Raw genomic sequence first — 20,777 nt, 5'->3', positions numbered from 1 at the left:
CATGGCTTTCCCCATTTCCGGAGAGGTATCCCAATGTTCTTCCATCATATTTTCTCGACCCTTGCCGCGAGCGCGGTGACCGCCGGCATGGTCGGCGCGGTGGGCGCCTATGCGACGCCCGAGGCCGATGGCGATGTCGCCGCGCTGGTCGCGCAGGCATCGCGCGGCCATGCCAGCCTGATGCGCGGCGACATCGCCGACTATCGGCAGGCGCTCGCGCTCGCGCCCGATTTCCTGTTGATGGACCCGTTCGGCAGCACCCCCACCGGCGTGCCCGCGGACGACGCGCATTGGGCGCGGATCGGACGGTTCTTCCGCGACGGCCGCGACGCGCGTTTCGAGTTGATCCGCGCCTGGCGGACGGGGGACATGGCGGTGCTCGTCGCCAATGAGAGCGCCGACGTCGCGGTGGGATCGCTGTCGGCGCAGCACTGGCTGCTCCGCGTCACGCTCGTCTTCCGCCGCGACGGCGGCGCATGGAAGCTGGTCCATCGCCACGCCGACCCGCTGGTCAAAGGAATCAGCCTCGATCAGGCGAGCCGGATCACCCGCGGCGCGTGACGCGCTCAGCCGTGGAGGTTGAGCAGCGAGTCCATCAGCCCGTCCTCGGCGCTCGAGCAGACGCCGAGGACGACGGCCTCGTCGCAGCCTTCGGCGGTGACATAGGCATGGCCCATGTTCGAATCGATGTAGATCGATTCGCCGGTGTCGAGCGTCACCGGATCGTAGAATTCGGTGTGGACGACGATCCGGCCGCTGACGACGTAGATGAACTCCTCGCCCGAATGATGGACGAGATCGCCGAATGCCTCGACCGACTTGGCGCGCACCCGGGTGATCACCGGGATCATCCGTTTCCGGCGCAGCTCGGTGCAGAGATAATAATAGTCGTAATTGGGCGTGTTGACCCGGACGGCGCGATCGACGTCGCCGATGCTGCGCCGCGCGGTGACCGGCGCTTCCGCCACCGAATCATTCTCGGCGAACAGCTCGGACATGCGGATGTTGAGCCGCTGGCTGAGCTGGAGCAGCTTGTCATAGGTCAAGGTCAGCCGATCGTGCTCGACCTTGGACAGCGTCGAGACGGGGATGCCGCTCTTCACGCTCATCTCCTTGAGCGTCCAGCCGTTCCGCGCGCGCAGCGCGCGCAGCAGCGCGCCGAGCGTCGGTTGTTCGGGCTTCAGCCGCGTGGCCATGCAGCACCTCGGTTTGACATTTTTCCGTACAGGATCATTATGTCTCAATCAGGCGTAACTGGTTCGTTCGGGATATAGCCTAACCGCAGACGCAAACCGGCGCAACGACATGCCGGATCGGGGCGGGGGACAGAGGGGAACAGCGCGATGTGGAAACGTTCGCTCACGATGCTCGCGGCAGGGCTGCTCGGCATCGCCGTCGGAGTACCGGCCTTCACCCAGGCGCCCGCGCCGCTGACCCCGGTGCCCCAGGCGCCCGCGGCGACGGTGCCGGCGACGCCGACGGGCCCGGCAACGCTCACCAAGACCGATGCCGATGCGTGGCTCGACGGTTTCATGCCCTATGCGCTCGCGCGCGGCGACGTTGCCGGCGCGGTGGTGGTCGTGGTCAAGGATGGGCAGGTCGTGACGCAGCGCGGCTTCGGCTATGCCGATGTCGCCAGGCGCAGCCCGGTCGATCCGGCGACGACCTTGTTCCGCCCCGGCTCGACCTCGAAGCTCTATACCTGGACCGCGGTGATGCAGCTGGTCGAAGCAGGCAAGCTCGATCTCGACGCCGACGTGAACAAATATCTCGACTTCAAGATTCCGCCCTTCGAGGGCAAGCCGATCACGCTGCGCAACATCATGACGCATACGGCGGGCTTCGAGGAGATCATCAAGGGGCTGATCAGCTTCGACAAGGTGGCGAGCCTCGGCGACGTGCTCAAGCATCGCATCCCCGAGCGGATCTACGCACCCGGAACCACGCCGGCCTATTCGAACTACGCCACGGCGCTGGCGGGCTACATCGTCGAGCGCGTCTCGGGGATGCGCTTCGACGACTATATCGATCGCAACATCTTCGGCCGGCTGGGCATGCAATACGCCACCTTCCGCCAGCCGCTGCCCGCCAAGCTCAAACCCTACATGTCGCAAGGCTATGAGGCCGGATCGGGCGATGCGAAGAAATATGAACTGATCGGCATGGCGCCGGCCGGGTCCTCGGCGATCAGCGGCGGCGACATGGCCAAATTCATGATCGCGCATCTCGCCAATGGCGGGGTGCTGCTCAAGCCCGAAACCGCGAAGCAGATGTACGCGCCGCAGCACAGCGACATCCCGGCGATCAACACCATGGCGCTCGGCTTCTACGAGCAGAAGATCAACGGCCACCGCGCGGTCTCGCATGGCGGCGACACGATGTATTTCCACAGCGATCTGTGGATCTTTCCCGAGGACAATGTCGGGCTCTACATCTCGATGAACAGCGACGGGAAGGACGGAGTCACCCGGGTCCTGCGCGGCCGCCTGTTCGAGGAATTCGCCGATCGCTATCTGCCCGCGGCGAACAAGGCGCCGCCGGTCGAGCTGCCGACTGCGAAGGAGCATGCCAAGCTGCTCGTCGGCAACTGGACCAACAGCCGCCGCATCGAATCGAGCTTCGCCAAGATCATCGGGCTGCTCGGCGACACCAAGGTCGGGCTCGACGCCGATGGCCGCCCGGTCATCCCGGCGCTGACCAGCCCGGGCGGGAGCCCGCGCAAGCTGATCGAAGTCGAGCCATTCGTCTGGCAGGACGCCTATGGCCATGAGCGGCTCGCCGCGCAGGTGGTCGACGGCAAGGTCGTGCGCTGGAGCTTCGGCGAAGTCTCGCCCTTCATGATCTGGTACCGCACGCCGGGCGCGCTCGACAGCGCATGGCTGATGCCCGCGCTGATGTTCGCGATCGCGGTGATCTTCCTCACTGCGCTGTCGTGGCCTGTCGGCTGGTTCACCCGCCGCCGCTATGGCGCGCAGCTGGCGCTGCAGGGCGAGCGCCTGCGCACCTATCGCGCGGTTCGGGCCTTCGCCTGGCTGGTGATCGCGGCTTTGGTCGGCTGGCTGCTGGTGATCAGCGGGCTCGAGAATTTCGAGAGCCACGGCTCGACCGACGGGTTGATCCTGCTGGTGCAGATCCTCGGCACGCTGGCGTTCTTCGGAATGTTCGGGCTGGCGATCTGGAACGCGTGGCTGACGTGGAAGGACAAGCGCGGCTGGTTCGCGCGGATCTGGAGCGTGTTGCTGGTGCTCGCCGGCTTTTTCCTCCTCTGGGCGGCGCTGGCCTTCCGGCTGATCTCGTTCGGCGCCGAGTTCTGAGGGCGTGGTGATGCGCGTCTCGGTCGATGTGGCAGTGGAGCGGCTTCCCTTCCTGAAGCCGTTCCACATCTCCGGCCATGTCTTCACCGAGTCGCCGGTGGTGGTCGTCACGCTGGGCGACGGCCTCCATATCGGGCGCGGCGAGGCGAGCGGCGTCTATTATCTGAACGACGATGTCGACGCGATGACCGCGGCGCTGGGGCCGGTGCGCGACGCCCTTAGCCGGGGGATGTCGCGCGCCGAGCTGCAAGAGGTGCTGCCGCCCGGCGGCGCGCGCAACGCCGCGGATTGCGCGCTGTGGGAGCTCGATGCCCGGCGCGCCGGCGTGCCGGTGTGGAAGCTCGCCGGGCTGCCCGAGCCGCGGCCGCTGCGCACCACCTTCACGCTGGGGGCGGAAGAGCCGGCGATGATGGCGGCTGCCGCGCTGGCGTGGCGCGATGCGAAGGCGCTCAAGCTCAAGCTGACCGGTGAGCTCGATCTCGACATCGCCCGGGTGCGCGCGGTGCGCAGCGCGCGGCGCGATTGCTGGATCGGCGTCGATGCCAATCAGGGCTTCGCGATCGGAGAGCTCGATGCGCTGATCGGCGTGCTCGTCGAGTGCAAGGTGGCGTTGCTCGAGCAGCCGCTGGCGCGCGGGCGCGAGGCCGATCTGGATGGAGTCGATTCGCCGATCCCGATCGCCGCCGACGAGAGCGCGCTGACGCTGGGCGACGTCGAGGGGCTGGTGGGCCGCTTCGACACCGTGAACATCAAGCTCGACAAGAGCGGCGGGCTGACCGAGGCGATCGCGATCGCCCGGCGCGCGCGGACGCTGGGGCTCGACGTGATGGTCGGCAACATGGTGGGATCGAGCCTCGCGATGGCGCCGGCCTATCTGCTCGGCCAGCTCTGCGACGTGGTCGATCTCGACGGCCCGACCTTCCTCGCAGCCGATCGCACGCCCGGCATCCGCTACGCCGACGGGATGATCCATTGCGGTCCCGAAGTGTGGGGCGGTTACGCGGCCGGGCCGCAACCTGTCGCCGAGAAGTCGCAGTTCTGAAACTTTCTCGCTGAACTGATTGACAATTCTCTGATCAGGATAATAGCATCCTAATCAGGCATTAAGTAATCGGCTGCGCGGGCATTGTGCCATCGAGAGCCGACACGCCCTGTGCAGTTTCCGCCCCGCCATGGCGCGGCGGTGACATCGAACTCCGAGGGGGGAGACCGACGATGACGCACCTCAAGAACCGGACCAGTCTGCTGATCACCGCTGCCGCCGTCGCGCTGCTGGCGCCCGTGGCGGCGCGGGCGCAGGACGGCGCCGATGCGCCCCAGGCGCCCGTCGCGAGCGAGGGCGAGGTGGTCGTCACCGCGCAGAAGCGCGAGGAGAATATCCAGGACGTGCCGATCTCGATCAGCGTGGTCGGCGGCCCGCAGATGCAGCAGAGCGGCGGCTCGCAGCTGACCGACTATGCCGCCTATGTGCCGGGGCTGCAGGTGGACAATAATGGCTCGCCCGGCCGATCGACGCTGTCGCTGCGCGGCGTCGCGCCGATCGGGCCGAGCGCGACGGTGGGCGTCTATCTCGACGATGCGCCGATCGGATCGAGCGGCATCTACAACCGCGCGCAGAGCTTCTCGCTCGACTTGCTGCCCTATGACATCGAGCGGCTCGAGGTGCTGCGCGGGCCGCAGGGCACGCTCTACGGCGCCAGCTCGATCGGCGGGTTGCTCAAATATGTGACGGTGCAGCCCGACCTCCAGCGGCTGTCGGTCCGCGCCAGCGGCGAGGCCTTCACCGTCGCGCATGGCGACGACATGGGCTGGGCGGCGAGCGCGATGGTCAACATCCCGATCGTCAGCGACACGCTGGCGGTGAGCGGCAGCTATTCGCGCCGCGAGACGCCGGGCTATATCGACAATATCCTGACCGGCGAGAAGGACGTGAACGACGCGGTGCAGCAGGGCGGCCGCGTCGCCTTGCTGTGGCGGCCGGACACCAACCTCACCGTCAAGCTGAGCGGACTGTGGCAGTCGGTCGATTCGGACAATTTCGGTATCGTCTACGAAGGCATGAACAACACGCCGCTGGCGCCCGGCGCGGCGTTCCTCAGCACCAATGCCCAGCTGGCGGAACCCTTCACCAGCGACTTCCAATTTTATTCGGGCACGATCGCCTATGATTTCGGCTTCGCCGAGCTGAGCTCGACGACCTCGTACAGCGAGCTCAAGATCCTCGAGACCAGCGACGCCTCGCGCGTTTATGGCGTGATCTGGGGCGGGCTGGCGATCTATCCGGCGAACCTGCACCAGAAGAAATGGACCGAGGAGGTGCGGCTGACCTCGGCATCGAGCGACCGCTTCGAGTGGATGCTCGGCTTCTTCTACACCGACGAGGACAACAGCCACGATCAGGTGGTGCGCGCGCTCGACGCCTCGGGGGCGATCCTGCCGGCCTTCGATCCGTTCGCGATCGTCGCGCTGCCCAACACCTACAAGGAATATGCGGTCTTCGGGAACGCGACCTGGAAGTTCAGCGACGCCTTCCACGTCACCGGCGGGCTGCGCTGGGCGCGCAACGACCAGACCTTCACCCAGCTGACCCAGATACCGCTGATCGGGCTCGACACCAATGGCGACGGCAGCTCCTCCGAAGAGATCGTGACGTGGAGCGTCAGCCCGCAGCTGTTCCTCGGGCAGGATACGATGCTCTATGCCCGCGCCGCCACCGGCTATCGCCCGGGCGGGCCGAACATCGCGCTGCCCGGCTTCCCCGCGACGGTCGATTCGGAGACGGTGACGAGCTACGAAGTCGGGCTCAAGGCGCAGCTCCTCGATCGCGCGGTGACCTTCAACGCCGCCGCCTTCCTGCTCGACTGGAACGACCTGCAGACCAGCGAGGCCTTCGCCAACGGGATCAACGGCCTCGTCAATGCCGGCACCGCGCGCAGCAAGGGCTTCGAGGCCTCGCTGCTGCTCCAGCCGATCGCCGGGTTCAGCGTCGGCGGCAACATCGCCTATACCGATGCGCGCTGCACCGAGACCACCGCCAACTGCACCGATGGCGACCGGCTGCCCAACGTCCCCGAGCTCGCCGCGGCGATGACCGCGGATTACAGCTTCGCGGTCGGCAATTCGGCCAAGGCGCATGTGGGCGGCGCGGTGCGCATCGTCGGCGACCGCATCTCCGCGGTCGAGAGCTCGCCGCTCAACGTGCCGGTCGACGGCTATGCGACGCTCGACCTCAACGCCTCGGTGACCTTTGGCGAGAAATGGACGCTGCGCGCCTATGCCCGCAACCTGACCGACGAGCGGGGGCGGATCACCAGCAACGTCGCGACGGTCAATCCCGGCTTCCTGTCGACCGTCCCGCTCCAGCCGCGCACGCTGGGCGTGGCGCTCGACCTCGCTTTCTGATCGGGGCCGGCGGATGAACGCTCCCTTCGGCGCACGCGGCACCGCTTTGGTGCTGCCCCAGCCCTATCTGCTCTTCCTCGGCGACACGACCGAGCCGGGGTTCGCGAAGACCGCGTTCGGGCTGCGCGACTGGGCGGGCGACAAATGCGTCGGCGAGTTCGCGCTGCCCGGCGCCACCGTCACCACGCATCTCGCGCGGATGACGCCGGCACAGGCGTACGCCGAGGGCGCGCGCGGGCTGGTGATCGGCGTCGCCAATCCCGGCGGGATGATCCCGCCGGCGTGGCGCAAGTCGCTGGTCGAGGCGCTCGAGGCGGGGCTCGACATCGTCTCGGGGATGCATGTCCGGCTCGGCGACATTCCCGAGCTGGCCGAGGCCGCGGCGCTGCTCGGGCGGCGGCTGATCGACATCCGCGTGCCGCCGGCCGAGATCCCGGTCGCCAATGGCCGCAAGCGCAGCGGCAAGCGGCTGCTGACCGTCGGCACCGATTGCGCGCTGGGCAAGAAATACACGGCGCTCGGGCTGGCGCGGGCCTTCCGGCAGCGCGGGGTCGACGCCGATTTCCGCGCGACCGGACAGACCGGGATCATGATCGCCGGCGGCGGCATGCCGATGGACGCGGTGGTCTCCGATTTCGAGGCGGGCGCGGCGGAACTGCTCTCGCCCGACGCCGCGCCCGACCACTGGGACGTGATCGAGGGGCAGGGCTCGCTGATGCACCCCGCCTTCGCGGCGGTGTCGCTCGGGCTGCTCCACGGCAGCCAGCCCGATGTGTTCGTGGTCTGCCACGAGCCGGGGCGGACCGAGATGCTCGGCACCGCGGGCTACAAGCTGACCAGCGTCGAGGAAGTCGTCGAGCTGACCATTTTGCTCGGGCGGCGGACCAACAAGGCGATCCGCTGCGGCGGCTTCTCGTACAACACTTCCGCGCTGGGGGCGGAGGCGGCGATCGCGCTGATGGCGCGCGAGAGCGACCGGCTCGGCCTGCCCGTCGCCGATCCGATGCGCGGCGGGGCCGCGTTCGACGCGCTGGTCGCGAGCTGCCTCGCATGAGCGGCGCGGTGGCAGGATCGCGCTGGTTCCAGCGCTTCCTGTTGCCCGGCTTCGCGATGAAGGCAGTGATCATCGGCGGCGGCTATGCGACCGGGCGCGAGCTGGCCGAATATTTCCTCCCCGCAGGCCCATGGGGCGGGCTGGCGGGCATGCTGCTGGCGATGTGCCTGTGGAGCGTGATCGCGGCGACGACCTTCGCCTATGCGCGGATGGTCGGCGCGCTCGATTATCGCGCCTTCTTCGCCGACCTGCTCGGGCCCGCCTGGGTCGCGTTCGAGATCGCCTACCTCATCTTCGTCGTGCTGATCCTCGCGGTGTTCGGAGCGAGCGCGGGGGCGATCGGCGCGGCGATGTTCGGCTGGCCGAGCTTCGTCGGCGCGCTGCTGCTCGGCGGGGGCATTCTCGCGACCGTGTCGCTCGGCAATGCGGCGGTCGAGGGCGTGTTCAAATATGTCTCGTTCCTGCTCTACGGCGTCTATGCGCTGTTCCTGATCCTCAGCCTCGCGACCTTCGGCGACCGCATCGCCACGGGCTTCGCGACGCCCGCGCCATGGGACGGCTGGGCGACGGGCGGGCTGACCTATGCGAGCTACAACATCATCGGCGCGGTGGTGATCCTGCCGGTGCTGCGCCACCTCACCAGCCGACGCGACGCGGTGATCGCCGGGGTGATCGCGGGACCGCTGGCGATGCTGCCGGCGATCCTGTTCTTCACCTGCATGATCGCCTTCTATCCCGGCATCGGCGCAGAGACGCTGCCGTCGGACTTCCTGCTCCGCCAGCTCAACGTGCCGGCGTTTCACTGGCTGTTCCAGATTATGATCTTCGCCGCCCTGCTCGAGAGCGGGGCAGGCGCGGTGCACGCGATCAACGAGCGGGTGGCGGGGGTGGTGCGCAGTCGGCGCGGGACCGAGCTCGGCGCGCGTTCGCGGGCGCTGATCGCGGCGGGGCTGCTGCTCGTCTGCATGTTCGTCGCCGAGCGGGTCGGGCTGATCGCGCTGATCGCCAGCGGCTATCGCTTCCTCGCCTGGCTGTTCCTCGCCGTCTTCGTGCTGCCGCTGCTGACGATCGGGCTCGCCCGGCTGCTGCGACGCCGTTCCGCACCTTCGAAGGAGATCGTCGCATGAAGCTGCGCCCTCTGCTCGCGCTGCCGCTGCTCGCGCTGGCGAGCCCCGCGCTCGCCGATCCGCCGGCGGGGCTCGACGCCAAGGTCGAGACGCTGCGCAAGGCGATCGGCGCGCCGGGGATCGCGGTGGCGGTGGTCGAGCACGGCAAGACCACGCTCGCCAAAGGCTGGGGGGTGCGCAAGCTCGGCGAGGCGGCGAGGGTCGATGCCGACACGATCTTTCCGACCGGATCGACCGGCAAGGCGTTCACCGCCGCCGCGCTCGCGATCCTCGTCGATCAGGGCAAGATCGGCTGGGACGACCGGGTGATCGACCACATGCCGTGGTTCCGCATGTACGATCCCTGGGTCACCCGCGAGATGACGATCCGCGACCTGCTCGTCCATCACAGCGGGCTCGGGCTGGGGGCAGGGGACCTGCTGTTCGTCCCGCGCGGCAGCCTGTCGCGCAAGGAGACGGTCGAGCGGCTGGCGTACATCAAGCCCGCGACCAGCTTCCGCTCGGGCTATGCCTATGACAACATCCTCTACACCGTCGCCGGGCAGCTGATCGAGGAAGTCAGCGGCAAGACATGGGAAGAGTTCGTCACGCGCGAAGTGCTCAGGCGTGGCGGCATGGGCAGCGCCACCGCCACCTACGAGGCGCGCCGGGCGACCGCCGACCGCGCCTTCCCGCATGCCCGGATCGGCGGCGCGGTGCGCGGCGACGGGCCCAATTCGGTGCTCGACGAGCGCGAGGAACTGGGCCGCGCGGCGATGCCCGCGGGCGGGCTGGCGCTGAGCGCGAAGGACCTCGCGCAATGGCTCAAGATCCAGCTCGGCCATGGCGCGCTGCCCGGCGGCGGCCGGCTGTTCAGCGAGGCGCAGGCGGCGGAGATGTGGAAGGGCGTCACCGTGCAGCCGATCACGCCCTATCCCGGCAGCCTCGCGCCGCTGACGCCCAAGTTCAGCACCTATGCGCTGGGCTGGGAAGTCGAGGACTATAAGGGCGCGCGGATCATCTCGCATGGCGGCGGGGTGTTCGGATCGATCACCCATGTGATCCTGCTGCCCGATCAGGACGTCGGCATCGCCGTGGTGGTCAATTCGGAGGACGTGGCGCTGCTGCGCGGCGTCGCGCATCTGCTGGTCGATCATTATCTCGGGCTGCCCGATCAGGACTGGCCGGCGCGCTTCGGCGAGTTCATGGACAAGCGCGTCGCCGGCGGGAAGGCGGCGCTGGCGGCGGTCAAGGCCGCGCCCGCCAAGGTCGGGCCGTCGCTGCCGCTCGAACGCTATGCGGGAACCTATCGCGATGCCTGGTATGGCGACGTCGCGGTGACCAGCGGCGGCGACGGTCTGCGGATCGACTTCAAGACCACCCCGCGCATGGCGGGCAGGCTGGTCCATTGGCAGTACGACACCTTCGTCACCCGCTTCGACGACAAGGCGATCGAGCCGGCGTACGTGACCTTCGCGCTCGACGCCGAGGGCAAGATCGCGCGCGTGGCGATGAAGGCCGAGAGCCCGATCGCGGATTTCAGCTACGACTATCAGGATCTCGATCTGCGGCCGGTGGAGGCGGGGAAGTGAGGGGCGCCTCCTTCAATTCTCCCCCGGAGGGGGAGGGGGACCGCGCAGCGGTGGAGGGGTATTCTCCACGAGCGACGTCGTCCGCGGCGACTACCCCTCCACCAAGCTGCGCTTGGTCCCCCTCCCCCTCCGGGGGAGGATTATTGTTCGCCCTGCTCCTCCTCGCCGGATGCGCCACCACGCAGGCGGAGGCGCCGCGCAAGGCGCATCGCGATTTCCTCGTGCTCGACACGCATCTCGATACGCCGCTCCATTTCGGCCGGCCGGGATGGAGCTTCGCGGGGCATCACGATCCGGCGACCGATCTCGTCCAGGTCGATCTCGAGCGGATGGACGCGGGCGCGCTCGATGGCGGGTTCTTCGCGATCTATACCGAGCAGGGGCCGCTCAACGCGAAGGGCTATGCCGACGCGCTGGCGTTCGCGCGCGGCCGTTCCGACCTGATCGACCACACGCTGGCGGCGTTCCCCAACCGCATCGATTTCGCGACGACCGCCGCCGATGCGCGGCGGATCGATCGTGCCGGGCTCCGCGTCGCGTTCAAGAGCATGGAGAACAGCTATCCGCTCGGCGAGGACCTCTCGCTGCTCAGGGAATTCCATGATCGCGGCGTGCGGCTGGCGGGGCCGGTGCACGGCGCGAACAACCAATTTGCCGATTCCTCCGGAGACACGCCCAAATGGAACGGTCTCTCCCCCCTCGGGCGCACCTGGGTAAAGGAGATGAATCGGCTGGGGATGGTGATCGACGCGAGCCACGCGTCCGACGCCGCATTCGATCAGATGCTCGAGCTGTCAAAGTCTCCCTTGCTGCTCTCGCATTCGAGCGGACGCGGGGCGTTCGACCATCCCCGTAATCTCGACGACTCGCGAATCCGCAAGCTCGCGGCGAAGGGCGGCGCGATCTGCGTCAGCACGATCTTCCTGTCGAACATGAACATGGGCCCGGAACGCGCGGCGCTGTTCAGCCGATACGAGCATATCGCCGACCTCTCGCCCGAGGCGCAGGCCGATCTCGCCCGGCGCTGGCGCGCGCTCGATGCGACCCAGCCGATCTGGGCGGCCGATTTCGAACGCTATATGGCGATGGTGCTCCACGTGATCGAGGTTGCCGGAGTCGACCATGTCTGCTTCGGCGCCGATTGGGACGGCGGCGGCGGACTGCCGGGGATCGAGGACATCTCGGCGCTGCCCAAGGTCACCGAGCGGCTGCGTGCCGCGGGCTATTCCGATGCCGATCTCGCCAAGATGTGGGGCGGCAACATCCTGCGCGTCGTCGAGGCCGCGGCGCGCGCCGCCTCGACGCAGTGAGGACCGCTTCGATCGGCGCCTTCCGATAGCCTGTCGCAGAATGCGCCCGTCGCCGTTTCGAAACGCGTGTTTCCGCGCATTTCCGGAGAGCCTGACTTAGCATCGTGCTCCGGCGGGGCCGGAGCGTTGGCGGCTGGCGGCCGCGAGATGGCCAGCACTCCGGCCTTCGCCGGAGCATAGGAAGCAGCTCGGCGGCGCCAGCCGCGCGACTGGCTTATCCAAGGTCCGCGTCACCGGGTGACGCGGACATTCTCCTCGGTGCCGGTGACCCGGACCCGATCGCCGCGGCGGAAATCGCGGACGTCGCCGGGCTGCACCACGGCGATCGTGTCGCCCGCATCGAGATGGACGGTGATCTCGACGCCCTGCGTGCGCGACGATCCCTCCAGCGCGCTTCCGACCGCGCCGCCGGTGACGGCACCCGCCACGGCGCCCGCGACGTTCGCGGTGGTGCTGCGGCCGATGGTGCTGCCGCCAAGCCCGCCAAGGACCGCGCCGGTGGCGGCGCCGAGCCGGGTCTGGCCCGGCCGTATCTCGACCGCCCGCGCGCTTTCGACCGTGCCGAACTGGACCGGCACCGCGCGACCCGCCTCGCCGGCGGAGAAGCTGTTGGGCGAAGGTTGCGGCGTGCAGGCGCCGGCAAGGCCAAGGCTGGCGATGGCGACAACGGGGATCCAGACGGGGGATTTCATGGACGACCTCCTCGGGTTGCCCATCGTCTCTACGCGGACGGCCTTGGTCACCTAATGGCGTCTATCCCCGGGTTTCGCGGGTATTTTCCCCGAGAAACGACAGGGGCCGCGACGCATGGTCGCGGCCCCCGCAATGCTGGCGCGATCAGCGCAGGTTGAAGCGGATGCCGACGCGGAACTGCCGGCCGAGCATGTCCGAATAGGTGGTGTTCGAGGCGTTGCCGGTCTCGGGCACCAGCAGCGGCCAGCGGTTAAACAGGTTGGTCACGTTGAAGAACATCTCGGCGTCCGAGGTCCCGCTGACCGCGATCTTCTGGGTCAGGTTGAGATCGGCGTAGAACAGCCCCGACACGTGATTGTTGTTGTAGGTCGGGAAGTTCGTGGTCGAGACCGGGCAGCTGGTGGTGCACTCGATGCCGTTCGCGACATATTTGCCCGCGCTGACGCCGCGGCCGGTGAAGGTCGCCGAGAAGGTCGGCGTCTCATAGGCGACGCTGCCGCGGAAGATCCAGGTCGGGGTGCTGGCCTGGCCGCCATTGGCGCCCACCGTGTTGACCGGCGCCGAGCCCGCGATGCCGGTCACCGCCAGATTCTCGATGTAGCGCGTCGCGACGCCGCGCAACGTGACGTTGTCGCCGCCGAACGGGATGCGATAGGCCGCATCGAAGTCGATGCCGCGGACCAGCCGGCGGACATAGTTGAACGGCTGGGTGCGGATCAGCAGATAGGGCGCATTCGGTTGCGACCGCGCCGGATCAGTGGAGATCGCGTTACAGAAGTCCTGATTGCCGTCGGCATAGCAGCGGTTGACGGTCTCCTGCGCGGTGATCGAGTCGATCGCGTCCGCGAGATTGATGCGGAAATAATCGACCGACGCGGTGAAGCCCGGCAGGAAGCGCGGCGACAGCACCGCGCCGATGTTCCACGAATTGGCGACTTCCGGACGCAGATCCGGGTTGCCCGTGGTCAGGCCCGAATAGCCATAGGTGCGCGGCCCGTGCGACCCGTCGGCGGTGAAGATCGGGTTGGAGACCGAATCGCTGTTGGCGGTGCCCGCCTGGTACAGCTCGTTGAGGTTGGGTGCGCGGATGTCGCGCGAGCGGGTCACGCGGAAGCGGATGTCCTCGATCGGCGCCCAGGTCGCGCCCAGCTTCCACGTGGTGACATAACCCGAGTTCGAATAGTCGGTGGCGCGCACCGCGCCGTTGAACTCGAGCCCGAGACCGAGCGGAACGACCGTCTCGAGATAGGCCTCCTTCACGTCGTAGCGCCCCGTGAAGGGCAGGTAGTTGCCGACCGACCACGCGTTGCTGGTGGTGCCGTTGGCATTGATCACTGGCTGAAATTCGGTCGGCACGCTGCCGCGGATCTTCTCCTCGCGATATTCGCCGCCGAACGAGACGCTGACGTCGCCCGCCCAGGTGGCGAACGGCGTGATCGCCCAGTTGGTGCCGGTGACGAACTGCTGCAGCGTCTGATCGCGATAGGGATCGCCGAGGACGTAATCGACCGCCGCCGGGTTGGCGACGCCGAGGCCGAGGCGGTTGAGCGGGACGCAGTTCGGATCGTCGTTGGTCGCGTTGGCATCGACGTTGATCAGGCACTGGATCGAGCCGACGGCATAGCCGCGCGCATTGCCCGCGGGCGCGAAGGCGGCGGCGGTGGCGGCGTTCATGCGGGCGGTGTGCATGATGTTGCGCAGCTGCTCGCGCACGTCCGAACGGCCATATTGGGCATAGACGTCCCAATGGCCGACATTGCCGAACGCCTCGAACGTGCCTTCGAGCCCGGCGACATAGCGCTGGACCTTGCGCTCGTTGTCGATCGCGCGGAACGGCAGGTCGGCGGCGGTGGTCGCCACGGTGACGCTGGTGACGCCGGCGAGACGCGCGGCACCCAGCGTCTGCAGCGCATAGGCGTTGCAGGTCACCGGCACCGGCACGGTGGTGCAGCCGGTGGTGTTGTAGGTGATGCCGGTCGACAGGTTCGGGCCTGCGTTGAAGAAGACCTTCTGGTGGTTGTACGAGCCTTCGAAGAAGGCCTCGACGCCGTCGGTCACTTCGTAGCTCAGCCGGCCGAACACGCCCCAGCGATCGTCCTTCGGCATCAGCCCGATGCGGCGGCCCGAATCATTGACCTGCCACGATCCGCCCTGGACGACGCTCGGATGCGAGCTGTTGGGCGCGCGGGTGAAGGTCGGCGACTGGAGCACGCCATAGTCGAACACGTTCACGGCGCCGTTCTGGCCGAAATAGAGGCCGCGCAACGCGTTCGCCGTGGTGCCCGCCGAGGCGGTGATCAGACCGCCGGGGGTCGAGTTCGCGGCGCCGACCTGGCGCAGCGTGGTGATGTAGCGCGGCCGATCGGTGCTGGCCGCGGTCCAGGTCGGGTCCTCGACCCGGACATAGCCGGTGTGGTTCCAGCCGCGGTCGACTGCGTCGATGTCGAAGATGCCGTCCTGGTGCGCGATCTCGGCGTTGAACAGGATGTGGCCGCGGCCGCCCGCGAACGACTTGCCGCCCGAGATGCTGCCCGAATAGTTTCCGCCGTCGCCATAGGTGGTGACGCCGGTCTCGGCGGTGACGCGCAGGCCTTCGAGCTTCTTGTTGAGCACGAAGTTGACCACGCCGCCGACCGCGTCCGAGCCATAGGCCGCCGAAGCGCCGCCGGTCACCACTTCGACGCGGTCGACCAGCCCCTGCGGGATCGTGTTGATGTCGACCCAGCCATAGATGGTCGAACCGACCGAGCGGCGGCCGTCGAGCAGGATCAGCGTGCGGCCCTCGCCGAGGTTGCGCAGGCTGAGCGCGTTGATGCCGGCCGAGCCGTTCGACAGGTTGAGGCGCGAATTGGCCGGCTTGGTCGAGCCGGCGAGCTGGGGCAGCTGGTTGACGAAATCGGCGATGTTGTTGGTCGGCGAGGTGTTCTCGATATCCTCGCGCGTCAACACCGTCAGCGGGGTGGGCGCCTTGAAGCCGTCGCGGATGATGCGCGTGCCGGTGACGACGACCTCGCCTTCGCTGGTTTCGGCCTGGGCGGGCGTCTCCTGTTCGGCGACGGTGCCCGACGCCTCGGTCTGCGCCGCGGCGGGCGCGGCGAGGAGGCTGGCCAGCGCGAGCGCTGCGATGCTGGAGAAGCTGGAAAGTGCGGTTTGCCGGCGTGGTTTCGTCATTATCGACCCCCCTGATGGGATGAACTTTCGGGACCGGCGAGCCGGCCTGCGCGAATGCCCTCCGCGGCAACGCACCGCACCTCCGCTGCGCTCTCTGGAAGTGGAGCGCATGCGATGGTGCCGAACGGCGAAGGTGCGCCGCGCCCGAACGCAGCGTCAAGGCGGCTGCGGCGTTCTATGGCTTGGGCAAGCCATAGCCACAGACTATGGGCTTCGGCCATAGCCTGACGCTATGAGCGGGGAAGCGCTTGCCATGCGACGGAGCCGAACGCGGCGCTAGCCTTGGCGCCGACCGCAACAGCAGGAATGCCCGCCGATGCACGACCGTCGTTCCTTCCTGCTCGGCTCGGTGGCCACGCTCGCGCTGGCGCCGGTCGCGGCGCGGGCGCAGCGCGCGGTCGCGGGAAAGACGACGACGGTCCGCGGCGCCGGCGCGCCGATCGAGATCGTCGACGACATTTTCGGCGTCCCCCATATCCGCGCCGCGACGATCCCCGACGCGTTCTTCGGGCAGGGCTATGTCGTCGCGCGCGACCGGCTGTTCCAGATCGACCTCGGCCACCGCCGCGAGCTCGGGCGGCTGGCGGAGGCCTTTGGCGGGGATTTCGCGAAGCACGACGCCACCGCGCGGCTGTTCCACTATCGCGGCGATCTCGACGCCGAGCTGCGCCGGGTGCCCGACGAGCTGGTTGCCTGCGCACGCGCCTATGTTGCCGGGATCAACGCGCGGATCGACGAGGTCGCCGCGGACCCGTCGCTGCTCCCGCTCGAATACCGCATCCTCGGCGTCTCGCCGCTGCGCTGGGACCTGCGCGACCTCGTCCTCGCGCGCGGCGCCTCGATCGACAATGCCGATGACGAGGTGCGGCGCGCACAGCTGGCGGCGCTCGGGCTGCTCGAGCTCGACGCGATCATCGCGCCGCTGCGCCCGCGCTGGACGATGAAGGTGCCCGAGGGGCTCGACGCCTCGAAAGTGTCCGAGGCCGATCTCGGCATGCTCCAGCTCGGCGGGCTGCCGTTCAGCGCCGAGACCCCGGTCGCCGACCCCGCCGCGGGGCCGGAAGCGCGCGCCAATGCGGGCAGCAACGCATGGACGGTGGCGCCGTCGCGGACCGCCACCGGGCGGCCGATTCTCGCCAACGATCCGCATCTCGGCATCGGCGGCTTCGGCCCGCGCCATGTCGCGCATCTGAGCGCACCCGGGCTCGACGTGATCGGCGGCGGCTCGCCCGGGCTGCCGGGGATCATGCAGGGCCACACCGACCACTTCGCCTTCGGCCGGACCAATTTCCATATCGACCAGCTCGACCTGTTCGTGCTCGAGCTCGATCCGGCGGATCCCGAGCGCTATCGCCATGACGGCGGCTGGAAGGCGTTCGAGCGCATGACCGTCGCGATCCCGGTGAAGGGCGGGGCGGCGCGGACCGTGACGCTGCGCTATTCGGCGCAGGGGCCGGTGGTATCGCACGATCCCGGCCGGCGGCGGGCGACCGCGGTCGCCTCGATCGCGATGCAGCCCGGCGGGCATGGATCGTTCGCGATGATCGCGATCAACCTCGCCAAGGACTGGAAGAGCCTGCGCAAGGCCTTTCCCTTCCACCCGTCACCGACCAACTTCCACTATGCCGATGTCGACGGGAACACCGGCTGGCAAGTGATCGGCTTCGCGCCGGTGCGCAAGAAGGGCGACGGACTGCTGCCCGTGCCGGGCGACGGGCGCTACGACTGGACCGGCGTACGCGACTTCGCGTCGCTGCCGAGCGCTTATAATCCTGCCAAGGGCTGGTTCGCCTCGGCCAACCAGAACAATCTGCCCGCCGACTGGCCGCGCGACCGGATTCCCGCTTTCTCGTTCCGCGATCCTTATCGCTACGAACGGATCGCCGACGTCCTGTCGTGGCAGGACAAGCACACGCTGGCGGACAGCGTCGCGCTGCACCACGACACGCTGTCGACCCCGGCGCAGCAGTTGCTCGCGCTGCTGCCGAACAATCCCTCGGCGGGCGCGAAGCCGACGGTCGACATGCTGCGTGGCTGGGATGCGCGGATCGACGCGAACAGCGGCGCGGCGGCGCTGTTCGAGATATTGTGGCGCGATCTCGGCAAGCGAATGCTCGCCGCGATCGTTCCCACACGGGCGAAGGCGCTGGTGACCGAGATCGCGCCATCGGTGCTGCTCGGGCTGCTGGCGAAGCCCGACGCGCGGCTCGGCGCCGATCCGGTAGCGGCGCGCGATGCGATGCTCGATGCAGCTATGGTCGCGGCCTGGGCGTCGGCGCGGTCGCTACTCGGCGAGGATGTCGCCAAATGGCGCTGGTCGACGCTGCATCAGGTGCGCATCCAGCACCCGCTGTCGCGAATCCCCGCGATCGCCGCGGCTTTCCCCGCGATCGAAGGCGCCGGGTCGGGCGGGGACGGCTATACGGTGATGGCGCGCTGGCTGGGCAGCGGCCCGGGCTGGCGGGTTGGCGGCGGGGCGAGCTATCTGCAGGTGATCGACGTCGGCGCGTGGGACAATTCGCTGATGCTCAACTTGCCCGGCCAGTCGAACGACCCGCGCTCGCGCCATTATGGCGACCAATATGCGTCGTGGATCGCGGGCGAGATGCGGCCGATGCTGTTCAGCCGCGGTGCGGTCGACGCGCGGGCCGCTGCGCGCACCACGCTGCGCCCGTCAGGCTGAGGCGGCCTCTACCTTGCGCCCGCGCCAGCTGAGATAGCCTAGCGCTGCGCCCTCGATGATCAGGCCGAAGCCGAGCAGCGCGCCGAGCAGCCATGCCGAGACGATCGGCAGCCGGAAGGCGAGATAGAAGGAGAGCAGCACGTTGGCGAGACCGCCGAGCGCCACCCACGCCCAGTTGGGATAGGGCCGGATCGTCAGGCCGAGGCTGATCTTCGAGACGCCTTCGATCATCAGCAGCACGACGACGAGCAGCGATATCGCGAGCAGGCTGGTGCCGGCATTGCGCACGAACATCGCCCCGACGATCAGGAACAGGCTCACCGAGACCAGCTGGAGCCAGAATTGCGGTACCGATCCCGCGCCGATCAGCCCGAGCGCCTGGATGAGCCCGGTGACGATCAGCAGCCAGCCGAGAAAGGTGACCAGCGCCGTCGAGGAGGTCACCGGAAAGGCGAGGGCGAGCACGCCGCTGACGATCATCAACGCGCTCTGGATGCGGAACCAGACCGAGTAGCGTGAGACAGTCTGGCGGACGGCTTCGCGCAGCACCTGCGCGGCGGCTTCCGAGGATATGTCCATACGCCTTCTCCTTCAGCCGGCGCGGTCACGCTGCGGGCGCGGTCGCGGGCTCGGTTTCGCGGGGCGGGGCGGTGCGCGTGCCGATGACGAGGAAAGCGCACCCTTCGATGACCAGCGCCATCCCGAGCAGGATGCCGGGCGCGAACAGGCTCGCGGTGGGCGAGCGGAAGATTAGCCACAGCCCGAGAAGCGTGGATACCGCGCCAGAAAAGGCCAGCCACGGCCAGCCTTTTCGCCGTTTGATCGTGAACGCCATCAGGATCTCGCCGACCCCCTGGATGACCAGCAGCCAGGCGAGAATCGCCGTGAGCACCAGCGCGCCGCTCAGCGGGCTGGTGAAGAAGACGATCCCGGCGCCGACATAGAGCAGCCCGAGCAGGACATGGAGGAACAGGCCGCCCCAAGACCGCGAAAAGGCCTGGCCGATCTGCGCGATCCCCGCGGCGACCAGCGAGATGCCGACGATGAAGGTCATCGCCAGCGTCGAGAGCAGCGGCACGAGGATGGCGAAGGCACCGCAGACGATGAAGGCGAGCCCGAGCAGCGCCGAGCCGGCGCGCCGCCAGATCGAGCGGGCGGGCGCGGGATCGGCGGCAGGCGAGGGGAAAGCGTCGCTCATCGTCAGTCCTCCAGTGCATCGCGGATGATCGGGCAGGTCATGCAATGCCCGCCGCCGCGCCCGCGCCCGAGCTCGCCGCCGGCGATCGTGATCACTTCGATCCCGGCCTTGCGGAGCAGCGTGTTGGTGTAGGTGTTGCGGTCATAGGCGAAGACCACGCCGGGCGAGGCGCAGACCAGATTGGCGCCGCTGTCCCATTGGGTGCGCTCGCGCATATAGGCGTTGCCGCCGGTCTCGACGACGCGCATCCGCGCGACGCCCAGCGCGTCCGCGACGGTATCGACGAGCGAGCCCGCATCCTTGCGGAAATCGATGGTGCCGGGCCGGCTGCCGGGCCGGTAGGAGAAGCACTGGATGTTGTTGACGATGTCCGGATAGAGCAGGACGCAATCGCGATCCGCGAAGGTGAAGACGGTATCGAGGTGCATCGCCGCGCGCAGCTTGGGCATCGCGGCGACGATCACCCGCTCGGCGGCGCCGCGCTCGAACAGCACCGCGGCGAGCTGGCCGATCGCCTGGCGCGAGCTGCGCTCGCTCATCCCGATCAGGACATTGCCCTTGCCGATCGGCATGACGTCGCCGCCCTCGAGCGTCGCCATGCCATGGTCGACGAGCGGATCGCCCCACCAGACCTCGACCTTGCCGGCGAAATCGGGATGGAAGCGATAGATCGCCGCGGCGAGGATCGTCTCCTCGTGCCGGGCGGGCCAGAACAGCGGGTTGAGCGTGACGCCGCCATAGATCCAGCAGCTCGTGTCGCGGGTGTACAAGGTGTTGGGCAGCGGCGGCAGCAGATATTCCGAGGTGCCCGCCGCCTCGTGCACCAGCTTGAGCAGCTCGCCGCCGAGCTCCTGCGGGAACTCCTCTGTGGAGAGTCCGCCGATCAGCATCTCGGCGAGCTCGCGCGGGGCGAGGCCGTCGAGATAGGCGCGGATCTCGTCGACCAGATCGAGCCCGACCTCGTTGGGGACGATCTCGTTGTTGAGGATCCAGGCGCGCGCCTCGGGGATCGCCAGCGTCTCGGCGAGCAGGCTGTGCATCTCGACCACCTCGATGCCGCGCGCGCGCATCTTGAGCACGAAATCGGCATGGTCGCGCTTGGCGACGTCGACCCACAGCACATCGTCGAACAGCAGCGCGTCGCAATTGCTGGGGGTGAGGCGCGAATGCGCGAGGCCCGGCTCGCAGACCATGACCTTGCGGAGCTGGCCGACCTCCGAATGAACCCCGAAAGCGGACTGTGACATCGTCGAT

At 68.3% G+C, this 20,777-nt stretch carries 15 protein-coding genes; 9 read left to right on the top strand and 6 right to left on the bottom strand.

Features of this window, described 5'->3' with window-relative positions; translation table 11 throughout:
* The first annotated feature begins 33 nt into the window (after positions 1-33).
* Complete coding sequence (locus tag E5A74_RS09730; protein WP_135984250.1) at positions 34-561, top strand: YybH family protein; 528 nt, start codon at positions 34-36, stop codon at positions 559-561.
* 5 nt (positions 562-566) lie between these two features.
* On the opposite strand, the gene E5A74_RS09725 is transcribed toward E5A74_RS09730, so the two are convergent.
* The gene (locus E5A74_RS09725; protein ID WP_135984248.1) at positions 567-1,196 is read right to left on the bottom strand and encodes a helix-turn-helix domain-containing protein; all 630 of its coding nucleotides are present in this window, start codon (positions 1,194-1,196) and stop codon (positions 567-569) included.
* Positions 1,197-1,343: 147 nt separating this feature from the next.
* Between E5A74_RS09725 and E5A74_RS09720 the strand changes: the two genes are divergently transcribed.
* The 7 genes from E5A74_RS09720 (at position 1,344) to E5A74_RS09690 (ending at position 11,778) form a co-directional block, all read left to right on the top strand.
* Positions 1,344-3,314: a serine hydrolase domain-containing protein gene (locus E5A74_RS09720; RefSeq protein WP_135984246.1), complete on the top strand. Its 1,971-nt coding sequence runs from the start codon at positions 1,344-1,346 to the stop codon at positions 3,312-3,314.
* 10 nt (positions 3,315-3,324) lie between these two features.
* A complete protein-coding gene (locus E5A74_RS09715) occupies positions 3,325-4,356 on the top strand; it encodes a dipeptide epimerase (protein WP_135984390.1) in 1,032 nt (343 codons plus the stop codon).
* A 173-nt stretch (positions 4,357-4,529) separates the two neighbouring features.
* Positions 4,530-6,716, top strand: coding sequence for a TonB-dependent receptor (locus E5A74_RS09710; protein WP_135984244.1), 2,187 nt, complete (start codon positions 4,530-4,532; stop codon positions 6,714-6,716).
* Positions 6,717-6,729: 13 nt separating this feature from the next.
* Positions 6,730-7,770, top strand: coding sequence for an N-acetyltransferase DgcN family protein (locus tag E5A74_RS09705; RefSeq protein ID WP_135984242.1), 1,041 nt, complete (start codon positions 6,730-6,732; stop codon positions 7,768-7,770).
* Positions 7,767-8,897, top strand: a complete 1,131-nt coding sequence (locus tag E5A74_RS09700) for a YkvI family membrane protein (RefSeq protein WP_135984240.1) — start codon at positions 7,767-7,769, stop codon at positions 8,895-8,897. Before E5A74_RS09705 ends, E5A74_RS09700 begins: the two co-directional genes overlap by 4 nt.
* Positions 8,894-10,468 carry a serine hydrolase gene (locus E5A74_RS09695; protein ID WP_135984238.1) on the top strand — a complete coding sequence of 525 codons (1,575 nt, stop codon included), beginning with the start codon at positions 8,894-8,896 and terminating at the stop codon, positions 10,466-10,468. Before E5A74_RS09700 ends, E5A74_RS09695 begins: the two co-directional genes overlap by 4 nt.
* A gap of 143 nt (positions 10,469-10,611) precedes the next feature.
* On the top strand, positions 10,612-11,778 hold the full coding sequence (locus E5A74_RS09690; protein WP_135984236.1) for a dipeptidase: 1,167 nt from the start codon (positions 10,612-10,614) through the stop codon (positions 11,776-11,778).
* Between the two features lie 230 nt (positions 11,779-12,008).
* Here the strand turns inward: E5A74_RS09690 and E5A74_RS09685 are convergent, their stop codons facing one another.
* Both E5A74_RS09685 and E5A74_RS09680 read right to left on the bottom strand, forming a co-directional pair.
* On the bottom strand, positions 12,009-12,470 hold the full coding sequence (locus E5A74_RS09685; protein ID WP_135984234.1) for an outer membrane lipoprotein: 462 nt from the start codon (positions 12,468-12,470) through the stop codon (positions 12,009-12,011).
* Positions 12,471-12,615: 145 nt separating this feature from the next.
* The gene (locus E5A74_RS09680; protein WP_135984232.1) at positions 12,616-15,642 is read right to left on the bottom strand and encodes a TonB-dependent receptor plug domain-containing protein; all 3,027 of its coding nucleotides are present in this window, start codon (positions 15,640-15,642) and stop codon (positions 12,616-12,618) included.
* A 316-nt stretch (positions 15,643-15,958) separates the two neighbouring features.
* Between E5A74_RS09680 and E5A74_RS09675 the strand changes: the two genes are divergently transcribed.
* Entirely contained in the window at positions 15,959-18,325 is a 2,367-nt protein-coding gene (locus tag E5A74_RS09675) for a penicillin acylase family protein (protein WP_135984230.1), read from the top strand.
* Here E5A74_RS09675 and E5A74_RS09670 read toward each other — a convergent pair.
* From E5A74_RS09670 to E5A74_RS09660, 3 genes are read right to left on the bottom strand one after another with little or no spacing between them, the layout of a single operon-like run.
* Complete coding sequence (locus tag E5A74_RS09670) at positions 18,317-18,904, bottom strand: HdeD family acid-resistance protein (RefSeq protein WP_135984228.1); 588 nt, start codon at positions 18,902-18,904, stop codon at positions 18,317-18,319. The two genes, E5A74_RS09675 and E5A74_RS09670, sit on opposite strands and share 9 nt — an antisense overlap.
* A gap of 25 nt (positions 18,905-18,929) precedes the next feature.
* Positions 18,930-19,523, bottom strand: a complete 594-nt coding sequence (locus E5A74_RS09665; RefSeq protein WP_135984226.1) for an HdeD family acid-resistance protein — start codon at positions 19,521-19,523, stop codon at positions 18,930-18,932.
* 2 nt (positions 19,524-19,525) lie between these two features.
* Positions 19,526-20,770, bottom strand: coding sequence for an arginine deiminase (locus E5A74_RS09660; RefSeq protein WP_135984224.1), 1,245 nt, complete (start codon positions 20,768-20,770; stop codon positions 19,526-19,528).
* Between the last annotated feature and the right edge of the window lie 7 nt (positions 20,771-20,777).

The organism is Sphingomonas naasensis (assembly GCF_004792695.1).
Classification (GTDB): domain Bacteria; phylum Pseudomonadota; class Alphaproteobacteria; order Sphingomonadales; family Sphingomonadaceae; genus Sphingomonas; species Sphingomonas naasensis.
The sequence above is the reverse complement of the archived record's forward strand: the minus strand, read 5'-3'. Positions and strand labels throughout refer to the sequence as shown.